At 36.6% G+C, this 18359-nt stretch carries 13 protein-coding genes; 12 read left to right on the forward strand and 1 reads right to left on the reverse strand.

Annotated elements, in window-relative coordinates; all coding sequences use genetic code 11:
• The 4 genes from E1140_RS08760 to E1140_RS08775 form a co-directional block, all read left to right on the forward strand.
• A partial coding sequence (locus tag E1140_RS08760; RefSeq protein ID WP_221412663.1) for a S8 family serine peptidase occupies positions 1 to 1444 on the forward strand: 1444 nt, incomplete at its 5' end.
• 56 nt (positions 1445 to 1500) lie between these two features.
• Positions 1501 to 1941, forward strand: coding sequence for a cytochrome B (locus tag E1140_RS08765; RefSeq protein ID WP_155181874.1), 441 nt, complete (start codon positions 1501 to 1503; stop codon positions 1939 to 1941).
• Positions 1942 to 2132: 191 nt separating this feature from the next.
• The gene (locus E1140_RS08770) at positions 2133 to 3440 is read left to right on the forward strand and encodes a carboxypeptidase-like regulatory domain-containing protein (RefSeq protein ID WP_155181876.1); all 1308 of its coding nucleotides are present in this window, start codon (positions 2133 to 2135) and stop codon (positions 3438 to 3440) included.
• Positions 3441 to 3763: 323 nt separating this feature from the next.
• Positions 3764 to 5212 (forward strand): tetratricopeptide repeat protein, encoded by a 1449-nt coding sequence (locus tag E1140_RS08775; protein WP_155181879.1) that lies wholly within the window; start codon positions 3764 to 3766, stop codon positions 5210 to 5212.
• Positions 5213 to 5231: 19 nt separating this feature from the next.
• Here the strand turns inward: E1140_RS08775 and E1140_RS08780 are convergent, their stop codons facing one another.
• Positions 5232 to 6029, reverse strand: a complete 798-nt coding sequence (locus tag E1140_RS08780; RefSeq protein WP_155181882.1) for a 5'-nucleotidase, lipoprotein e(P4) family — start codon at positions 6027 to 6029, stop codon at positions 5232 to 5234.
• Between the two features lie 65 nt (positions 6030 to 6094).
• Between E1140_RS08780 and E1140_RS08785 the strand changes: the two genes are divergently transcribed.
• From E1140_RS08785 to E1140_RS08820, 8 genes are all read left to right on the forward strand, one after another.
• Positions 6095 to 6490, forward strand: a complete 396-nt coding sequence (locus tag E1140_RS08785; protein WP_155181885.1) for a hypothetical protein — start codon at positions 6095 to 6097, stop codon at positions 6488 to 6490.
• Positions 6483 to 6938, forward strand: a complete 456-nt coding sequence (locus tag E1140_RS08790) for a YybH family protein (RefSeq protein ID WP_155181888.1) — start codon at positions 6483 to 6485, stop codon at positions 6936 to 6938. Before E1140_RS08785 ends, E1140_RS08790 begins: the two co-directional genes overlap by 8 nt.
• Positions 6935 to 7903 (forward strand): DUF2157 domain-containing protein, encoded by a 969-nt coding sequence (locus tag E1140_RS08795; protein WP_155181891.1) that lies wholly within the window; start codon positions 6935 to 6937, stop codon positions 7901 to 7903. Before E1140_RS08790 ends, E1140_RS08795 begins: the two co-directional genes overlap by 4 nt.
• A 1-nt stretch (position 7904) precedes the next feature.
• Entirely contained in the window at positions 7905 to 9062 is a 1158-nt protein-coding gene (locus E1140_RS08800) for a hypothetical protein (RefSeq protein WP_155181894.1), read from the forward strand.
• A gap of 3 nt (positions 9063 to 9065) precedes the next feature.
• A complete protein-coding gene (locus E1140_RS08805; protein ID WP_155181898.1) occupies positions 9066 to 10154 on the forward strand; it encodes an adenylate/guanylate cyclase domain-containing protein in 1089 nt (362 codons plus the stop codon).
• 136 nt (positions 10155 to 10290) lie between these two features.
• On the forward strand, positions 10291 to 17289 hold the full coding sequence (locus E1140_RS08810) for a PAS domain-containing protein (RefSeq protein ID WP_155181901.1): 6999 nt from the start codon (positions 10291 to 10293) through the stop codon (positions 17287 to 17289).
• The gene (locus E1140_RS08815) at positions 17282 to 17641 is read left to right on the forward strand and encodes a response regulator (RefSeq protein ID WP_155181904.1); all 360 of its coding nucleotides are present in this window, start codon (positions 17282 to 17284) and stop codon (positions 17639 to 17641) included. Before E1140_RS08810 ends, E1140_RS08815 begins: the two co-directional genes overlap by 8 nt.
• Before the next feature lie 166 nt (positions 17642 to 17807).
• Positions 17808 to 18359 (forward strand): hypothetical protein (locus E1140_RS08820; protein WP_155181908.1); only part of this gene is annotated, 552 nt, incomplete at its 3' end.

The raw sequence follows: 18359 nt of genomic DNA on the forward strand, positions 1-18359 counted from the left end.
GGCCTACAAAGAACTTTTGAAGAAAAAAAAATCACAAACGGTCATAGTGGCCGTCATAGATGGAGGAGTTGATATACATCATGAAGACCTTAAACATAAAATCTGGACCAATAAAGGAGAGGTAGCTAACAACAATGTTGACGATGATAACAATGGGTATATTGATGATGTACATGGTTGGAGCTTTTTGGGAGGCAAGGATGGTGATGCACTTTATGAGAACTATGAAATAGTAAGAATCTACAAAAAACTGAGTAAACAGTATTCTGATAGTGTTTCAGCGGAAACCAAAAACACTGAAGAGTACCAATACTGGTTAGGCATTAGAGATAGTGTGCATAATCAGGTCAGAACGGTAGTTTCAAATTTTGAATACTACAGCAGAATCAAAAGCACCTATGATTATTATGTTGAGTTTCTAAAGAAAGAAACCAAATCGGAGGAACTGTCTGTCAAAAAGATTAATGCACTGCCCAGGTCTGATTCCACGATCATAAGAGCGCAGGAGTTTATGGAGCTTATTTATCAATACTATGGATCCCTTGAAACGGATTTTGACCAGGTGCTTGATGCACTTGATGATGAACTCAAACTTTACAATGTGAATGCTGACTATAGAAGTGTAGTTGGTGACAACCCTGACGATCCTACTGAACGATATTATGGAAACAATAATGTCATTGGCCCTGATGCTGAGCACGGCACGCATGTAGCGGGTATAATAGCCGCTACCAGAAATAATAGGTTAGGCATCAATGGTATTGCAGACGATGTCATTATTATGCCAATTAGGGCAGTGCCAGACGGAGATGAGAGAGATAAAGATGTAGCCAATGCCATTAGGTATGCTGTAGATAACGGTGCACAGATCATAAACATGAGTTTTGGCAAGGAATTTTCACCAAATAAGCAAGTGGTAGATGCCGCTATTGAATATGCAATGAGTAAGAGCGTAATCATCATTCATGCAGCAGGCAATGACGGTAACGATATTGGAATAAAACCAAGTTACCCGGTGAAATATTACAATCAGCGTGACTCAGCTAAGTTGTGGATTGAAGTAGGTGCATCAACATCAATGGCCAATGAGATGCTGCCTGCTGATTTCTCTAACTACAGCAAGATCAGGGTTGATGTATTTGCTCCGGGAGAGGACATTATGAGCACATTGCCTGATGATAGTTATGACGAATTGGGTGGAACCAGTATGGCCGCTCCTGTAGTGTCTGGTATTGCAGCACTGCTGCTCTCTTTTTACCCTGAGCTAAGTCCTGAACAGGTGGTTGAAATCATAAAAAGATCAGCTGTTAAATATCCTGATTTAGAGGTGATTAAACCTGGAAGCATGGATGAATTAACAAGTTTTTCTCAGCTATCAAATACTGCTGGAGTAGTAAACACCCATAAAGCCCTTAAGCTGGCTGAAGAACTTTCTTCTAAGTAGAATTTTGCTGACGACAAAAAGGCAAGTATATTTAAGCATACTAAAAGTTAAACAATATGTATGATATATTGAGAAGTGCACATTCGGGCTTAAGATGGTTGGTGTTAGCAGCTTTGGTCATTGCAATCGTAAATAGCTTCGGTAAAACTAAAGGTGGTGTCACTTTTGCAAACAAAGACAAAAAGAAAGCACTTTTCGCACTCATATTCACGCATATACAATTTCTTATCGGCCTTGTGCTTTACTTCATTAGCCCAAAGGTTGTTTTTAGCGGTGCATCCATGAAAGATGATGTACTCCGATTCTTTTTAGTAGAGCACGTTTCTTTAATGGTTTTAGCCATAATTCTTATCACAGTAGGCTATAGCAAGGCTAAAAGAACTGCCATGGATGGTAAAAAATTCAAAACCATCATGGTGTATTATATCATCGGGCTTATTCTAATTCTGGCCTCTATTCCATGGCCATTCAGAAATCTGGGAGGCAGCTGGTATTAATTAAAATCTTACATCTTAAACTTTAAGATTTTAAGGGATACTCACGTTGGAATTAGCGATTTGAACGCCTGGAAAGAAATGCCAACATAGCTTCGATTAAATAATGATACTCAATCACGAAAGAGCTTACATCTCAGGTTACTTAATCCTTTGACTCTCAATTTAATAAGGTATAAATACTTTATTAAACGATGAAAAATATTTTAAACCAACGTATTTTACCGGTTTTAGCGGTATTATTTTTAATCTCAATTGTAACTTCTTGTAAAGACGATGATGAGGGAACACCTACAGTAGGAACATTGAAAGGTATAATAACTGATGGTAGCAGCACTGATCTTTTGGCTGACGCGAGTGTAATAGTTTTTAATGCTGATGACAATGCTCCGGTAGCATCCCTACTTAGTGATGGCGATGGTGTATATAGCATAGACTTAGAGGAAGGTAATTATTTTGTAAAAGTATACAGACAAGACTACCTGAGTGTACCTGCACCAGGCCTTTCATCTATACCTTTTTCTATTGTAGTTGGGCAAACAACTGAAAATGATATCACACTGTTTCCATCAAACGATACTAACGTTGGGTTTATTAGTGGTACAGTAGCTGCAGGTGGCAATGCTGTTCCTGGAGCTCTGGTAGTGGCCTCAAATGGAACAAATGCCTTTTCTGGCGTTTCTGATGCTGATGGAAAATTTGTTATTTTTAATGTAACCAGTGGTAGTTACACCGTTTCAGCTTGGCTGGCTGGATACAACTCAGACAATATTCCTGTTTCCGTAACGACAGATTCTGAGGCAACAAATACTAGTGTATCCTTAACTCAAAATGCTTCTGGTTCATTAAGTGGACAGGTTAGAAATATATCCGCAGGAAATATTGATGTTGATGTAGCGCTTGTTCATCCAATTACAAGAGAAACTATCCCTGGTTTAATAGGAAGAACAACTTCACAAGCTTATTCACTGTCAAATATTCCAGATGGTGAATATATTGCTCGTGCTACATTTGAAAATGACAATCGAGTTATGGACCCTGATAGAATATTTAAATTTGGTGAACCACAAGTAACGATGACTGGTGCTGCAGAGTCAATTGATTTTGATATTACTAACTCGATAACTGTTAATGATCCCACTAATGACGCTTCTACTACAGCACCTATGGAGATAACGAGCACCACTCCTACTTTTTCTTGGACTGCTTATTCTTCAACTTCTGATTATGTAATAGAAGTAACTGATGCTACTACCGGCCAGGTAATATGGGGAGGGTTTGATACGAGTGGAGCTGATCCGGTGAAAAACATTGTGATTCCTAGTAGTTCAACATCCATTGATTTCAACGAAGACAGCAATGCAAGCATAAGTGCACTTGAAGTTGGAAAGGTTTACAGATGGAGAGTTTTCGCAAGTAAAAATGACCAGAATTCTCCTACAGGCTGGACACTAATAAGCGCTAGTGAAGATCAGCTTGGACTGATAAAAATTGTAGAGTAATAGATTCTCAATAGATTAAAAAAAGGCTTCAGAAATTCTGAAGCCTTTTTTTTGTAAACTGCACAAATGAATTATTGCGCTTTTAAATTTTGTATCGACTATAAATGATATTCTGGCATGAACAGTTAGACGTATTCCAAAGTTTCAACAATCAAGTATTTGATCTTCAGAACTATAGGTCAAATTTGAGAATTATTCAGTAGGAATGGTTATATTCATTATTTCAAAAATCACTGCATCGTAAGCTAGTGACATTTAGTAAATAATTAATTCTTGCGCTCATTAAAATTAATGCCCAACATATCCTGTGTCTATTTTTATTGTTGGTTAACTCATGGACTCTGCGTGCTCAAGAAAATGTTAAAGAGTCCGATCTTTTAAACGCTCCTGACAGTGCAGGCAAGGTTGATGTCTTAAATGACCTATGTAAATCACTGTGGTTCTCAGATCTTAATAAGTCCATGTATTATGGAAATAAAGCTCTTGCCTTATCATTAAAAATTAACTATGCCGAAGGAGAAGCTACGGCATTAAATAATATTGGTGTTGGCTTTTGGATACGTGGGGAACATGACAGGGCATTAGATTCGTATTATCAAGCCATCAACATTAGAGACTCTATTGGTGGAGCAATAGGCCTCGGGAATACTTATCATAATATTGGCAACATATTTAGAAGTAGAAAAAATTGGGATGAGGCAATTAATTGGTTCAATAAATCACTTAAGCTTAGGTATGAAATTGACGACCAACTTGGCATAAGTTATAGTATTAATAACCTCGGTTTAATAGCTCAAGAGCGTGGTAATTATGATTCAGCTCTCATGCTATTAAACCAAGGTCTTAAGATAAGGAAGGCCATAAATAATTCTCGTGGAATTGCGACTTCACTTCTTAGTATCGGTAAACTTCACAACCTTTTAAACCGTGACAACCTAGCTAGAAATAGCTTTGAAGCATCATTGAAGATTTGGAAAGAAATAAATCATCTTCAGGGACAAGCCATGACTTATTTAGAATTAAGTAAGCTTTCACTTGAAAATGAGGCTATTGAAGAAAGCCTATTGTTAAGTGAAAAAGGCTTGGAAGCAGCTAAGAAAATTGACGCTAAGTCAGAAATTTTAGAGTTACACGAACATAGAAGACAAATCTACCTTGAAACAGAAGATTATGTTAATGCTCACAATGAACTTTTGCTTGCAACCAATTACAAAGACAGCATCTTTAATGAGCAGAAATTAAGTCTTATTCAGCAATTCAACTTTGACGAAATCAGCAAGCAGAACAGGCAGTTAAAAGATGAAAATAACCTTCAAAGCCAGTTACTTTTAGAGCAAAAGAAAATATCTAATGCAATTATAGTCATATGTGCATTACTGATACTATCAATTTTTCTTATCTATAGAGTGTTAAGAATTAGAAGTAAAAACAATAAGCGATTGAGTGAAAAGAATGATCAAATTGAAAGACAGAATAAAATAATAGAGGAAGCTAATATGGCTTTAGAGCATAAAGTTGAAGAGCGTACCAAAAACCTGAAAAACAGTAATGAACGTCTTATTAAATACTCACTATTTAACTCTCATAAAATTAGAGGCCCGCTTGCTAGACTTCTTGGTCTTACCTACCTCTCTACTATTTCAACTAAAGAAGAATTGCCTCAATACATTGAGCTAATTAATAACTCGGCTGTTGAGCTCGACCAGCAAATTAAGGATGCCGGTAAGGAACTTACTGATGCTATTGAAGAAAATGAAAAAATCTATAAGTAGAAATTGATTTTTTAAAATGCTATTTAATCAAAGCTTCTTTACGCTTCTTGAGCTTAAGATCATCTGAAAGGCCATAGTTGTTATCATAAATGGCACCTTCCCACTCGCCATACATAGGGTTTGGCAGCATTACGAAGTTGCTCAAAAGTTCATCTTTGTACTTTTCAACAAGGTCCTTTCCCATATTCTTATCCCTATCGGCAAATAGCTCAGAATAGTCCGTCAGGTTATCGCCAACATATACCAACACAGTATGGCTTTCTAATACTTTATTTCTTCGCTCAGTTTTATCACTTGTTTCAGATTTGAGCATTACAAACTCTTCTGATGCATTTGGAAACTTTTCTTTTTTGAGGTTTTTTATCGTCGGCTCCAGTTCTGATACTGATCTATTAGAAATGTAAAAAACCTCCACTCCTCTTGATTTGGCATATTCTACAAAGTCCAAAGCTCCAGGCAAAGCCGCTGCTCTTGCTTCCTCTGTCCATTTGTGCCAAGACTCACTTTTGTAAGTTTCGCCTTTGTCAAAAATCTGTGCTTCATATGGACTATTGTCCAATACTGTTTCATCTATATCCAGAACAACTGCAGCTGGTTTAGCCAGTCGGCTACGCTCTAATTTATTATCAAGCATCATCTTAGCATATTGATAGGATTGATAATAACTTAACTTCATTTCTGCAGAATTTTGATACCATAATACTGCACCTCCTAGTTGATTAGAAATCTCTGCTTCTGCTGAAACTTCAGTTGAGGTTGTCTGTACCTGAGCTGTACAGGCACTATATAGAAATAATAACAGTATTGATCTTTTCATCTTTAGATAATTTAGGTTAGAAATAAGTACGATTATTTCAATCACAAAAATGCTAACTTTAGCCAATGCGACTTACAAAATATGTCAGTTTGTTTGTTTTATTATTGTCCGCGCTTGTTACAAGCGGACAAGAGGTGCATAATTTCAAAATGCATCCAGAGAAAACCGATTGCCATCAAATTCAACTTACAGATAATTTAAGTGATAATATTGAACTCATTGAGCAAAGCACCTTTCGTTTTATGCAGACAATCAAAATTTCAAGATATCATGCACCAAACAATGTCGCTTATTATTCCTGCGATGGTGAAAAAGGCTATTTGATAGCTCAGGAAACTGACTCTTCTTTTTTGTATCAAGAAGTAAGAAAAACATTATATGATTCACTGATAAGCAGTGATGACCCAATTCAATTTTATGCCGACCACATTAAGACCAAACTAAAAAGCCAACATGAATAAACTTATTTTACTTCTTATAGCTATAGCTTTTTCGTGCTCTTCGCCACCAAAAGAACAAGCCATTGCTGATCCTAATGATTTGATAAAAGTTGACAAAGAGTTTTCTGATATGTCAAAGCAAAATGGTGTTTCAGAGGCCTTCATATTTTATGCCGATCAAGATGTAGTGAAATTAGGCCAGGGCGCTGAACCAATCAAAGGCAAAACACAGCTTACTGAGGTATATACTGCCTTGGATGACTCTAAACTTGAGCTAACCTGGGAGCCAATAAAAGCTGAAATTGCCATGTCTGGTGATCTTGGTTATACCTTTGGTAAATATTATTTAATAACCAAAGACAGCGTAGAGTCTACCTCAACGGGATACTATGTATCCATTTGGAAAAAACAGGGAGATGGTAGCTGGAAATTTGTACTAGATGGTGGCGCTGAGGGGCCAGTAGAATGAAACATACTATAAAGCATTTAGAAACTAATGGTTTAATCACCGAGGCATTTGCCTCTGAGCTAAAAACCTACCAGTCCAACAAACCCATGTCCATTTTTTGGCATATCAGGACATTGATGTACATGGGGGTTACATTACTGGCCACAGGACTAGGTACGGTCATTTATAAGAATATTGACACCATCGGTCATGTCACGATTGTGGGAATTATTGGATTGCTATCTGCAGGGTGCTTTTATTATTGCTACAAAAATGCCGCTACATTTCAGCCAGATAAATGGGCTTCTCCTAATACATGGTTTGATTACATTCTACTACTGGGTGTTCTGCTGTTCCTAACATTTGAAGGGTATCTGCAATATCAGTATAACATTTTCGGTGACAGATACGGATTGGCAACCATCATACCTGCTGCTGTCATCTTTGCACTAGCCTATCGATTTGACCATTTGGGACTATTATCCATGGGCATCACACTTTTTGCCTCCTGGCTGGGCATCACCCTAACCCCGAAGTCACTTTTGATGGAAAGTACTTTTTCAGATGTTGATGCCGTACAAGCAGGCCTTATTCTGTGTGTTATTCTACTAGGAGCAGGGTATCTGGGGGCATCTAAAAATTTTAAAAAGCACTTTGACTTTACCTATTACAATTTTGGATTTCATCTCGGGGCAATAGCGGTACTTGTAGCTACTTTTAATTTTAAACTAGGCTGGCTCTGGATCTTCTTAATTGCACCTTTAGTGGCAGGCGCCTTTTACTATGCTAAAATGAACAAGTCATTTTATGCACTGCTTTGTGCATTTATCTACAGTTACATCGCAGTTACCTATCTAATAATTAAGGGTTGTATATCTATGGGTGCTGACTCAATATTATGGGCTTACCTACTACTCATGTATTTTATTGGAAGCAGCATTTTTGCCATTCAGTTTTTGAGAAGGACTTACAAACAGATGATCTGACATGTTAGGATACGACAAACAAAGAAGAGATAACTATTTCCACTTTTTAGAAGTAAAACGCTGGGGCAAACTTAAATGGATAGATGATGAAGCTTTAGATAAACTAATCACTGCGCTATCTCCACGCTACGAACCAACTAATCTGTTTGTGAGTATTGGTTTATTTATTCTTACCTGCATCATTATTAGCGCGGGTGTTGGATTTGCATCACTCATTTTTATTGAAGTGATCGACAGCAATAGCGGTTGGTTTCTGAGTTTAGTTGGTGCATTAATACTCCTATTTGTACTGCAAAAATTTGTAATCAATGAAAAACATCAGTTCGGTTCTGGCGCAGATGAAGCTACATTATATTCATGCCTGGGCTTTTTCCATTTAACCTTCATATTGCTTTTTGAAAATCTATTTGACAGCGCGCTTTTCATCAGCATCTTTTATTTCATTTTACTGGGTGTACCTGCCTTCATCTATAAAGATAGATTGCTAACTGCAGGAGCCCACTTAGCACTCTTTGCCGTTGTATTCTTTTTAGCATACAATATCGGTGGTATTATGACACTACTGATCCCATTTCTACTCATGGGCCTAAGTTTCTTCGGATTCACTTTTTCTGAAAAAAGAATAGTCTCTAGTACCGATCAGGCTACAGAGCAATGTTGGGAAGTAATCAACTGGATCAGCATTGCAATGTTCTACCTATCAGGTAACTATCTGGTGGTTATGGAGCTCAGTAAGGAGCTGGGACTTGCCGATGCCTTCCCATTTTTTGTCAAAATCTTATTTATGATTCTGACCGCTGCCATACCAATCGCATACATATATTTCGGACTGATAATAAGAAATCTAGCTTTGCTTAACATAGGTTTAATTGCTGTTGCTCTTAGTGTAATGACTGTGAGGTACTACCATGAGGTAATGCCTATTGAGTATGCCCTAATTTTGGGTGGAGCTATTATTTTGGGCATTGTATGGCTGGCACTTAGATTTTGGAAAGAAGATAAATTAGGTGTTACTGCAAAGGCCGATGAAGATTTAGATTCAGGCTTGAAAATTGAATCTTTAGTGTTGGATCAGACGTTTGGAAAGATTGACAGCACCAACACATTTTCAGGAGAAGGCGGAAAATTTGGAGGCGGTGGTGCTTCTGGAAATTTCTAAACTATGACACCCAAACAAAAACACAACTTACAGATAATATTAAGATTTACTGCCTTCTGGACACTTTTCGGAACGCTGTATGGCATTGTTGAATATGGCCTTTTGGGAGAGACGGGGCTATATCCTTCTACCCAGAACGTCTATGGTGGAAAATCGCAAATTGTCTATGTCATAGTAGGAGCAGGACTTCTGGGTGCTGTTGTTGGCACTATGGAGGTTTTCTTTTTCAAGAACCTTTTTTTAAAGAAGCCTTTTGTTTTTAAAGTAATCTTTAAATCTGCCTTTTATTCAATATTGATTTTAATATTCCTGATTGTTTTAGGGGCAATTTTTACGAGCCACAGACTAAACAAGGCCATTATTGATGCTGTTGTCATTCAAAGTCAAATGCGGTTCATTAGTAATTTTGCCTTCTTCTCCATTTTCATTTACATTGGATTCGCCTTCTTCCTTTCTTTCTTCATTTTCGAAATGAGTAAAAGCATGGGGATTATGGTGGTTTATAACTTCATTACCGGTAAGTACCACAAACCCAGCATTGAAGATCGCATCTTCATGTTCATAGATATGAAAGGTTCCACCACGATTGCAGAAAAACTTGGGCATGTCAAGTATTATGAGCTACTCAATAAATACTATGCTGACATGTCTGATCCCATACTCAACAGCCAGGGAGAAATATACCAATACGTTGGTGATGAAATCATCATATCATGGCCAAAATCCATAGGCATTAAAAACAACAACTGCCTTAATTGTTTCTATGATATTAGAGACAACATCAATCTTAAATCAAGTGAATACTTCAATGCATTCAGTCTGGTTCCCCAGTTCAAGGCAGGTCTCCATTGTGGACCAGTAACAACAGGTGAAATAGGTCAACTGAAAAAGGAAATTGTATTCACTGGGGATGTACTAAACACCACTTCCAGAATACAAATGCTATGTAATGAATACAATGCGCAACTACTCGCTTCTCAACAAGTTCTTGATTTGCTGACGCTCAATAACGAATATGACATAACCCCGATGGGCGAAATTCAGCTCAAAGGTAAAAATAGAAAAATAAATATTTCAACTGTTGCTAAGTAATTAACAATTAAACCTTTTTAAATTCCTACTTCAGTCTTCTCCTTAGAAAATTTAAGTATATCTACGTAGCATATATGTTTCGCCTTTAATTTAAATTAAACGATTGTATAAACATCGATTAGAATAAGGGTTATTCATGAACATTAATTTTGTAGATGCGGGTGGTTGTAGTCCGGAACAAATTAAAGTAAAAGTAAAGAAGAGCAATGATCAGCCAAGCATTATACACAATGTTGATTTGGCCGATGTAGAGGATATAGAAAATCATCTGAGGCAGATACCCCAAGTTAAAATTCACACCCAATTTTCAACCTCGCAACCACAACCATTTGACATTTTTTTGGTAGACGTAAAGCACGATTTCGTCTTTGATGGAAACAACGTCAGCAAAAGACTTAAGTCAAAAAAGAAACCTCAATATGACTTCAAATCCATAGTTGAGTTCAGTCTTAATGAAGTTTACATTTTCAATACAACCGATTATAAATTCCAATTCGCTAACCAAGGCGCACTAGACAACCTCGGCTATACGCTTAAAGAGCTTAAGAAGCTGACACCAATAGACATCAAACCACAGTTTACAAAAAAGAATTTTTCCCTTACTGTACAGCCATTAGCTGAAGGAATTAAGGAGAAAATCATCTTCAAAACAATTCACAAAAGGGCTGATAAAAGTTTGTACCCCGTTGAAGTACATCTTCAAATTATGGAGCACGATGGGGTTCCTTTCTTTGTAGCTGTTATCCTTGACATCACCGAGTGGGAGAATGTTTTAGCAAACTCGCAAGATTCTACTACTAAAATGGAGCTACTTGCTAAGAATTATCCAGGTGGAACTATCAGCTTAATTGATAAGGATTTAAACATTATCTATACTGATGGTGAAGGCTATCGCCAGCATAATATTGATCCTTATGACCTGGTTGGCAAACCCATGAAGGACACTCTTGAGAAAAGTGTATTCAAAAGCCTTAAAGATGCAGCGCATGAACTGAAAGAAAATAGTGTAAGTAAGTATTATGTCTCATTTGAAAATAAAACCTATGAAAACACCCTAAAGTCTATCTATGGTGATGATCATCATTTCAAATATTATATTCTTAGGGTACATGACATTACTGAACATGTTAAAGCTCGGGAAGCGATATTATTTGAGCGAAATAGATATGCTTCTATCACCAAAGCACTGGAAGCTAGTGCTTTGGTATCGATCACAGACATCAAGGGAACAATCATTCATGTCAATGAAGATTTCTGCAAAGTCTCTCAATATTCTGAAGAAGAACTTGTAGGAAATAGCCATAGTATTATCAATTCAGGTCATCATCCGAAAACCTTTTGGACTGATATGTGGAAAACCGTGCTCAAAGGAAAAACATGGCGGGCAGAAGTAAAAAATAAGGCCAAGGATGGCAGCTATTATTGGGTAGATACAGTAATAAACCCCGTTTATAATGTTGAAGGTAAGATAGAAACCCTACTATCTATCAGGTACTTAATAACAGAAAGAAAAGAACTGGAGTTAGACAAGGATTCATTAACAAATAAGATTCGGTTAGCAACTAAAGCGGCTGAATTAGGCATTTGGACCTGGGATCCAGCTACAAATGAGGTGACCTGGGATGAGAATAACTTCAGGTTATATGGTGTAGATAAAGATAGCCATGATGGAACTTTTGATCACTATATGAAGATGATTCATCCCGATGATGTTCAAACTGTTTTAAATGAGGGTAAGAAAATTTCTAATGATGCGACTAATATAAATTATGGTTTCAGAATCATCAAGCCGAATGGAGATATAGCCTACCTTAAGTCCATGGCATTAAAAGAAAAGTTAAATGGAAAAGAACTCATTGTTGGTGTTAACTGGGATGTAACTCAGGAAAAAGAACAAGAAAATAACCTTTTACAATTAACTAATAAACTGAGCCTTGCTGCGAAAGCTGCAAAGCTTGGTATATGGACCTGGGACTTAAAAACTGGCGTTGTAATCTGGGATGATCAAATGAAAGCCCTTTTTGGAAGAAAGGATTTTGATAATAGCATTGATACTTTTGGGACCTATGTTCATCCGGATGATGTCAAAGAACTCTTTGAAGAAGTAAATAACCAACTAGCTAAACATAAGGGATTTAACTATACCTTCAGAATCATCAAACCAAATAATAAGATCGCTCATATTAGAGCAATGTCTTCTCTTGAAAAAATGGACGGCAAGGAAGTGCTTATTGGGGTTAATTGGGATATAACTAAAGAAAAGGAAAAGGAGAATTACCTGCAAGAGGTATCTAACAAGTTAAAATTGGCCACTAAAGTCTCTGAAACAGGCATATGGAGTAACAACCTAAAGACTGGTGAAATTGAATGGGATGATAAAACCTGCGCAATATTTGGGACTAAAAAATTCCCTGGATATAAAAAATGGGTTGAATTTATACACCCTGATGATAAAGAAAAAGTACTATTCTTACTCAATGAGACAATTGAGACCAATAAAAACTTTGATCATACTTTTAGAATTAATGTCAACGGAAAAATCAAGTATATCAAATCTATGGGTACGCGTGCGCGATCCAAAGACAGTGACGTCCTAATAGGAGTAATCTGGGATGTTACCAAAGACAAAATTGCGGAGCAAGAATTAAAGACTAAAAATGAAACACTAGCCAAACTTGAAAAATTCATCAATCAAAGTTCTGATGCTATTCAGGTGAGTGATGAAACCGGTAGGCTAGTATATCTAAATGATACTGCTGCTCAACGGCTCGGCATCGACAAGGGCGAGGCAGCTAATTACTATGTAAAGGATTTTGAGGTATCATTTAAAAATGATACTGATTGGAAAAATCATGTCAAAGAGCTCAAGAAACAAGGCACAATTACAATACAAAGTCAAAACGTAAATCTCGATAGCAAAACACAAATACCTATTGAAGTTACTATTACCTATCAAAAAATTGGGAATGTAGGGTATGTTATTGCCAGTTCAAGAGACATAACAGAAAGAAAGAAGGCTGAAGAAGAATTAAAAGAAAGTCAACAGAAATACGAATTGGCGCTTAAAGGGTCTAAAGATGGATTTTGGGAATTTGATGTAAAGAGTAATGAATTATTTTTTAGCAAGCGCTATTATGACATATTAGGTTTACAAGCCAAAAATGGTGATAGTAATCCTGACTATTGGGATGCTAACGTACATCCAGAATATGCAAAACAGAATAAGGAAATTGTTGCTCAAGCTATTAACTCCAATGCCAAAACTTATGAAATAGAATCAAAAAGACTTCACGCTGATGGGCACTATGTTCCAGTATTAATTAGGGCGTACATCTCACGTGATAATAATGGTGATGCAACAAGAGTTACCGGTACCATGATGGACTTAACAAAGATTAAGGCCATTGAAAACCAACTGAGAAAAAGTGAAGAAAAATTTGAACTAGCATTAAAAGGATCTAATGACGGTTATTTTGATGCTGACCTTACTAATAACTTAACTTTTTACAGTGATCGATACCTTGAAATGTATGGATTCAAAGATCTGGACAATATTCAAAGTCGCGAATTTTGGCATCAATTTATTCATCCAGATGATAAAGAACGGGTTCTGAAGATTATTAAAGACAGTTTAGATAATAATCTTCCTAATTATGAATTTGAGTTGAGAATGTACAACTCAGATGGAGATACTGTTTTTACTTTAATTAGGGCTTTGATCACTAGAAATCAATTAGGGGTCGCAACCAGAGTTACAGGGACTGTTATGGATATAACTAAGCTCAGGAAAGCTGAAAAAGAACTGACTATTATAAAAGATGATTATGCTAACCTCCTAAATTCAGTAGATGGTATAATTTGGAAGGCTGACCCAAATACATTTGAGTTTTCGTTTATCAGCGAAAAGGTAGAAAAAATAACAGGGTATAACAGTAAGGAATGGTTAAGCAAAAAAGATTTTTGGCAAAATCATATTCATCCTGATGATCGAGCTTGGGCTCCAAATTTTTGCATGACAGAAACCAAAAAGAATAAAGATCACATTTTTGAATACAAATTCATAAGAAAAGATGGTTCAACAATATGGGTTAGGGACTTAGTTACTGTAGTTAGTGAAAACGGCATACCTACAGAATTAATTGGTCTTATGATTGATATTACGGAGGTAAAACAAACTCAGCTCGCTCTTCAAGAAAGTCAACAAAAGTTGAAGATAATCAGTGAAAATGCGACTGATGGGCTCATTATATTTGAAGAAAATCATATCACCTACGCGTCCAAAGGGTATCTGAATATTTTAGGGTACACCGAAGAAGAGGCCCTTGCACTTACGACAGAAATAATTTATGATAGTATACACCCTGAAGACCGTGATGATCTCTTTAATAAAGTGGCTGATGCCATTGAGAAAAATACCAACACCCTAACCTATCAGTTTCGTCAAAAACATAAAAAGGGACATTTTATCTGGCGCGAGGATACTGTAAATTATGTCTATGAAGATGGTAAACTAAGCAAGCAGATTATAGTTGCCAGAGATATTACTGAACGTAAGGCCTTTGAAATTGCATTGTCAGAAAGTGAAGAAAAGCATAGGTTCATAGTAGAGTCAAGTAACGAAATCATTTGTACACATCAACCTTCTGGTGAGTATAAGTATGTATCACCTGCCGTGTTTAAAATTGTTGGCTATAAACCAGAAGAACTGATAGGAAAGGATCCTTATAGTTTCATTCACCCTGATGACCAGGAAAGGGTACTGCATGAGCTTCACCAGCCTGTGCTTAAAGGAAATACGGCTAACAATGTACAATATCGTGTTGTAAAAAAAGATGGTGCATATATATGGCTCGATACTTATATGAGCTCCATTAAAGATGATGAAGGCACCATAGTTTCGATGATTTCGGGTTCAAGAGATGTAACAGAAACTGTAGAGGCACAACTACAGCTCAAAGAAAGTGAAGAAAGGTTTAGGGCCATTGCCGACAATATGCCAGGGGTAGTTTATCAATGTTTAAATGATGAAAAATTTACGATGAGCTACCTTAATGAAGAGGTAGAAAGCTTGACTGGTTATTCACGCGAAGAATTTTTGGCTAATGAAATTAACTTCGTTGAGCTCTATCATGCTGATGATAAAGACAAAGTTTTCAAAGAAGTAGAAGCTGCACTTAAAAAGCACGAGCCTTACCAGCTTAGTTACAGATTATACAATAAAAAGCTAAAGGATTATATATGGGTTGAAGAATTCGGCCAGGGTGTGTTTGAGGATCAGGAGCTGCGTTATCTGGAGGGTGTTATTCTTAACATACATGAAAGTAAACTTAACTCATTAGCACTTAAAGAAAGTGAGGAAATGCTCAAGAACATTGCAAATAGTATACCTGGCTCAATTGAGAGAAGAATGAGAGATAAGAATGGCCATTTGACCATGCAGTATGTTAGCAAAGGTGCTGAAAAACTTTGGGAGCTCCCAGTGTCAGATATCTATGAAGACGGTGATATAATTTGGTCCAAAGTACACCCTGACGACAAAAAAGAAGCTAAAAACAAAAGTAAAAAGTCTAATAAATTAGTTGTTCCATGGTCGCATGAATACAGGGCGGTGATGAATGATGGACGGATTAAATGGATAAGTACCATTAATCACCCCACGAAATTAGACGATGGGAGGGTAATCTGGACTGGCCTGGATTTAGACATTACCGATAAAAAGAATGTAGAGCTTAATCTTGCCCAAAGCGAAGAAATGCTAGCCAATATTGCTAATAGTATTCCAGGGCTTATTATGCGTTATATAATACTCGCTGATGGTACTGATGAAATAGAGTTCGTGAGTAAAGGTGCTGAAGAATTATGGGAAATACCTCACGAAGAAATTATGGAGGATGTCAATAAGGTATGGAGCAAAATACATCCAGATGACCTGGCTGGTTTCGCGAAAACTGTGGAAGAATCTGCTACAAAAATAACCCCTTGGTCTTACGAGTATCGAGCCGTTATGGACGATGGGCGAATTAAATGGATCAGTGGTGTTGGCCAACCTAAAAAATTGGATAATGGCGCTATGTTATGGCATAGCATAGCATTGGATGTTACTGACCGAAAAAATGCCGAGATAGAACTCAGCAAAACCCTGCATCAGTTAAATTTGGGAATTGAAACGGGTAATCTCGGTATTTGGGAAAGAGATGTAGCTACGGATAGGCTGGACTGGAATGAACAAATGTTTGAAATATTTGGTGTCACAAAAAACAAATTCAAGAATCATATTTCAGATTTCGCAGACCTCGTCCATCCAGATGATCTACCTATTGCACAAGCGGAATTGGGAAAAATGGCTCATGGAGAAATAGTTAGAGATATAAGATTTAGAATTATTAGACCAGAAGGTGAAATAAGACACATATACGCCTCAGGATCACCTGCATTCAATGATAAAGGTGAGGTTGAAAAATTCATAGGTATCAATATTGATGTCACTAATGTTGCAGAGTATCAGGAACAGCTTGAAGCTTCTATTAAAGAAAAAGATGCCTTATTTAAAGAACTGCATCATCGTATAAAAAATAATTTGCAGATGGTTTCCAGTCTGCTTTTTATCAAGTCAACCATGACGGATGATATGACATTAAGACGATTTATAGATGAAACCAGCACTAAAATCCATTCTATTTCATCTATTCACGAACAATTACTTCAACTTCAAGGCGTTAACATGCTTGATATAAAAGACTATTTAGAGTCTTTATGCCAAAACCTTGTACACACTTACTCTTATGGCAGTTTAAAATTCAAATTAAATATGAATATTGAATCTGCTGAAATGAATATTGACAGAGTACTAAATATTGGCTTGATAGTCAATGAAATAATATCAAACTCGATGAAATATGCATACCCTAATAGCGACACCGGAGAAATTATGGTGGTATTAAAAAACACCAAAAACGAATCTTCGCTTACCGTTTCTGATCACGGAATAGGCATACCGTCTGAAAAATTTGCTGAGCTGGATAATTCTTATGGTATGCAATTAATTAGTCTATTTACAAAACAAATAAAAGGAACCTTGGACATTGACAATTCCAAAGGCACCAAGTACACTATAAAGTTTCCAACTAATGTCTAAAATTCTCATTGCCGAAGATGGATTGATTATCGCATTTCATCTTCAAAAATTACTAGAGAAAAATGGTTTTAAGGTAATTGCCAATTTAACCCATGGCGAAGAGGTAGTAGCACATATTAAAGAGCATAGTCCAGACATCATCATTTTAGACATCATGCTTCAAGGCCAAATGAATGGCATTGACGCTGCTATGGAAATTAGAAAGTTCAGTGATACTCCGATTATCTTTATGAGTGCATTAACAGACTTTCAAACTATTGAAGAAGTTCAGACCATAAGCAATACAATAAAATTGAATAAGCCTTTTGAAGAGGAGTATCTTATAGAACAAGTAAAAAAATTATTGCCTTAAAGATCAGTCCCTTTCTATCTTTTAAATTATAAATTAACCAATATTTACTTGCCCTATATAGACCCTAAGTACTATATATCAAGGTTTTACGGTTGTAATTACCGTAAAATTACGTATAAAATTGAGCGGCATAAATAACTAAGTTCGTAGACTAATCATTGAGTCTATGGATTTTTTAAATAGTAATAAGCTCCTGCGGATTTTTGGTATTTTCCTTTCCACTATCTCATTATTAATAATGATCGGGTGGTGGCTCGAGATAGATTTTATTGTGTCACCTACTGACAGTGTTAAAATCAATACGGCTTTCTGCTTTCTACTCATTGGTGTTCTCGCCTACCTTCATGATGATAATGAGAAATTCAAATCGATAAAAAAAGTTGTTATCGCTTTAGTACTTATAGTTGCTACAACCTCGCTTATAGAAAGTATTAAGGGCGTGGATCTTGGCATAGATACTTTGTTCATTTTGAACAGCAATACCCAGTTTCACTTGATGTCTCAGGCTACAGCTGTTTGCTTTACTTTGGCAGTTTTTGCCATAGCCCTGTTAGAGTCATCTCATAAGGATAAGTTTTCACTCGCTAAAACATTTTTTCAGTTACTAGGATTTATCTCATTGGCCTCACTAATAAGCCATCTATTGTCCCTGACACTGGAAGCTAAGACAGATTTCTTATCAACCATGTCAATTATTACCTCTATGCTATTTTTATCA

The organism is Fulvivirga lutimaris, from assembly GCF_009711525.1.
Taxonomy (GTDB): Bacteria; Bacteroidota; Bacteroidia; order Cytophagales; family Cyclobacteriaceae; genus Fulvivirga; species Fulvivirga lutimaris.

Excerpts from the sequence above, each read along its gene's own strand:
- E1140_RS08805 (WP_155181898.1), top strand. The coding sequence starts at position 9,066 with ATGACACCCAAACAAAAACACAACTTACAGATAATATTAAGATTTACT.
- E1140_RS08770 (WP_155181876.1), top strand. The coding sequence starts at position 2,133 with ATGAAAAATATTTTAAACCAACGTATTTTACCGGTTTTAGCGGTATTA.
- E1140_RS08810 (WP_155181901.1), top strand. The coding sequence starts at position 10,291 with ATGAACATTAATTTTGTAGATGCGGGTGGTTGTAGTCCGGAACAAATT.
- E1140_RS08795 (WP_155181891.1), top strand. The coding sequence starts at position 6,935 with ATGAAACATACTATAAAGCATTTAGAAACTAATGGTTTAATCACCGAG.
- E1140_RS08765 (WP_155181874.1), top strand. The coding sequence starts at position 1,501 with ATGTATGATATATTGAGAAGTGCACATTCGGGCTTAAGATGGTTGGTG.
- E1140_RS08790 (WP_155181888.1), top strand. The coding sequence starts at position 6,483 with ATGAATAAACTTATTTTACTTCTTATAGCTATAGCTTTTTCGTGCTCT.
- E1140_RS08780 (WP_155181882.1), bottom strand. The coding sequence starts at position 6,029 with ATGAAAAGATCAATACTGTTATTATTTCTATATAGTGCCTGTACAGCT.
- E1140_RS08815 (WP_155181904.1), top strand. The coding sequence starts at position 17,282 with ATGTCTAAAATTCTCATTGCCGAAGATGGATTGATTATCGCATTTCAT.
- E1140_RS08800 (WP_155181894.1), top strand. The coding sequence starts at position 7,905 with ATGTTAGGATACGACAAACAAAGAAGAGATAACTATTTCCACTTTTTA.
- E1140_RS08785 (WP_155181885.1), top strand. The coding sequence starts at position 6,095 with ATGCGACTTACAAAATATGTCAGTTTGTTTGTTTTATTATTGTCCGCG.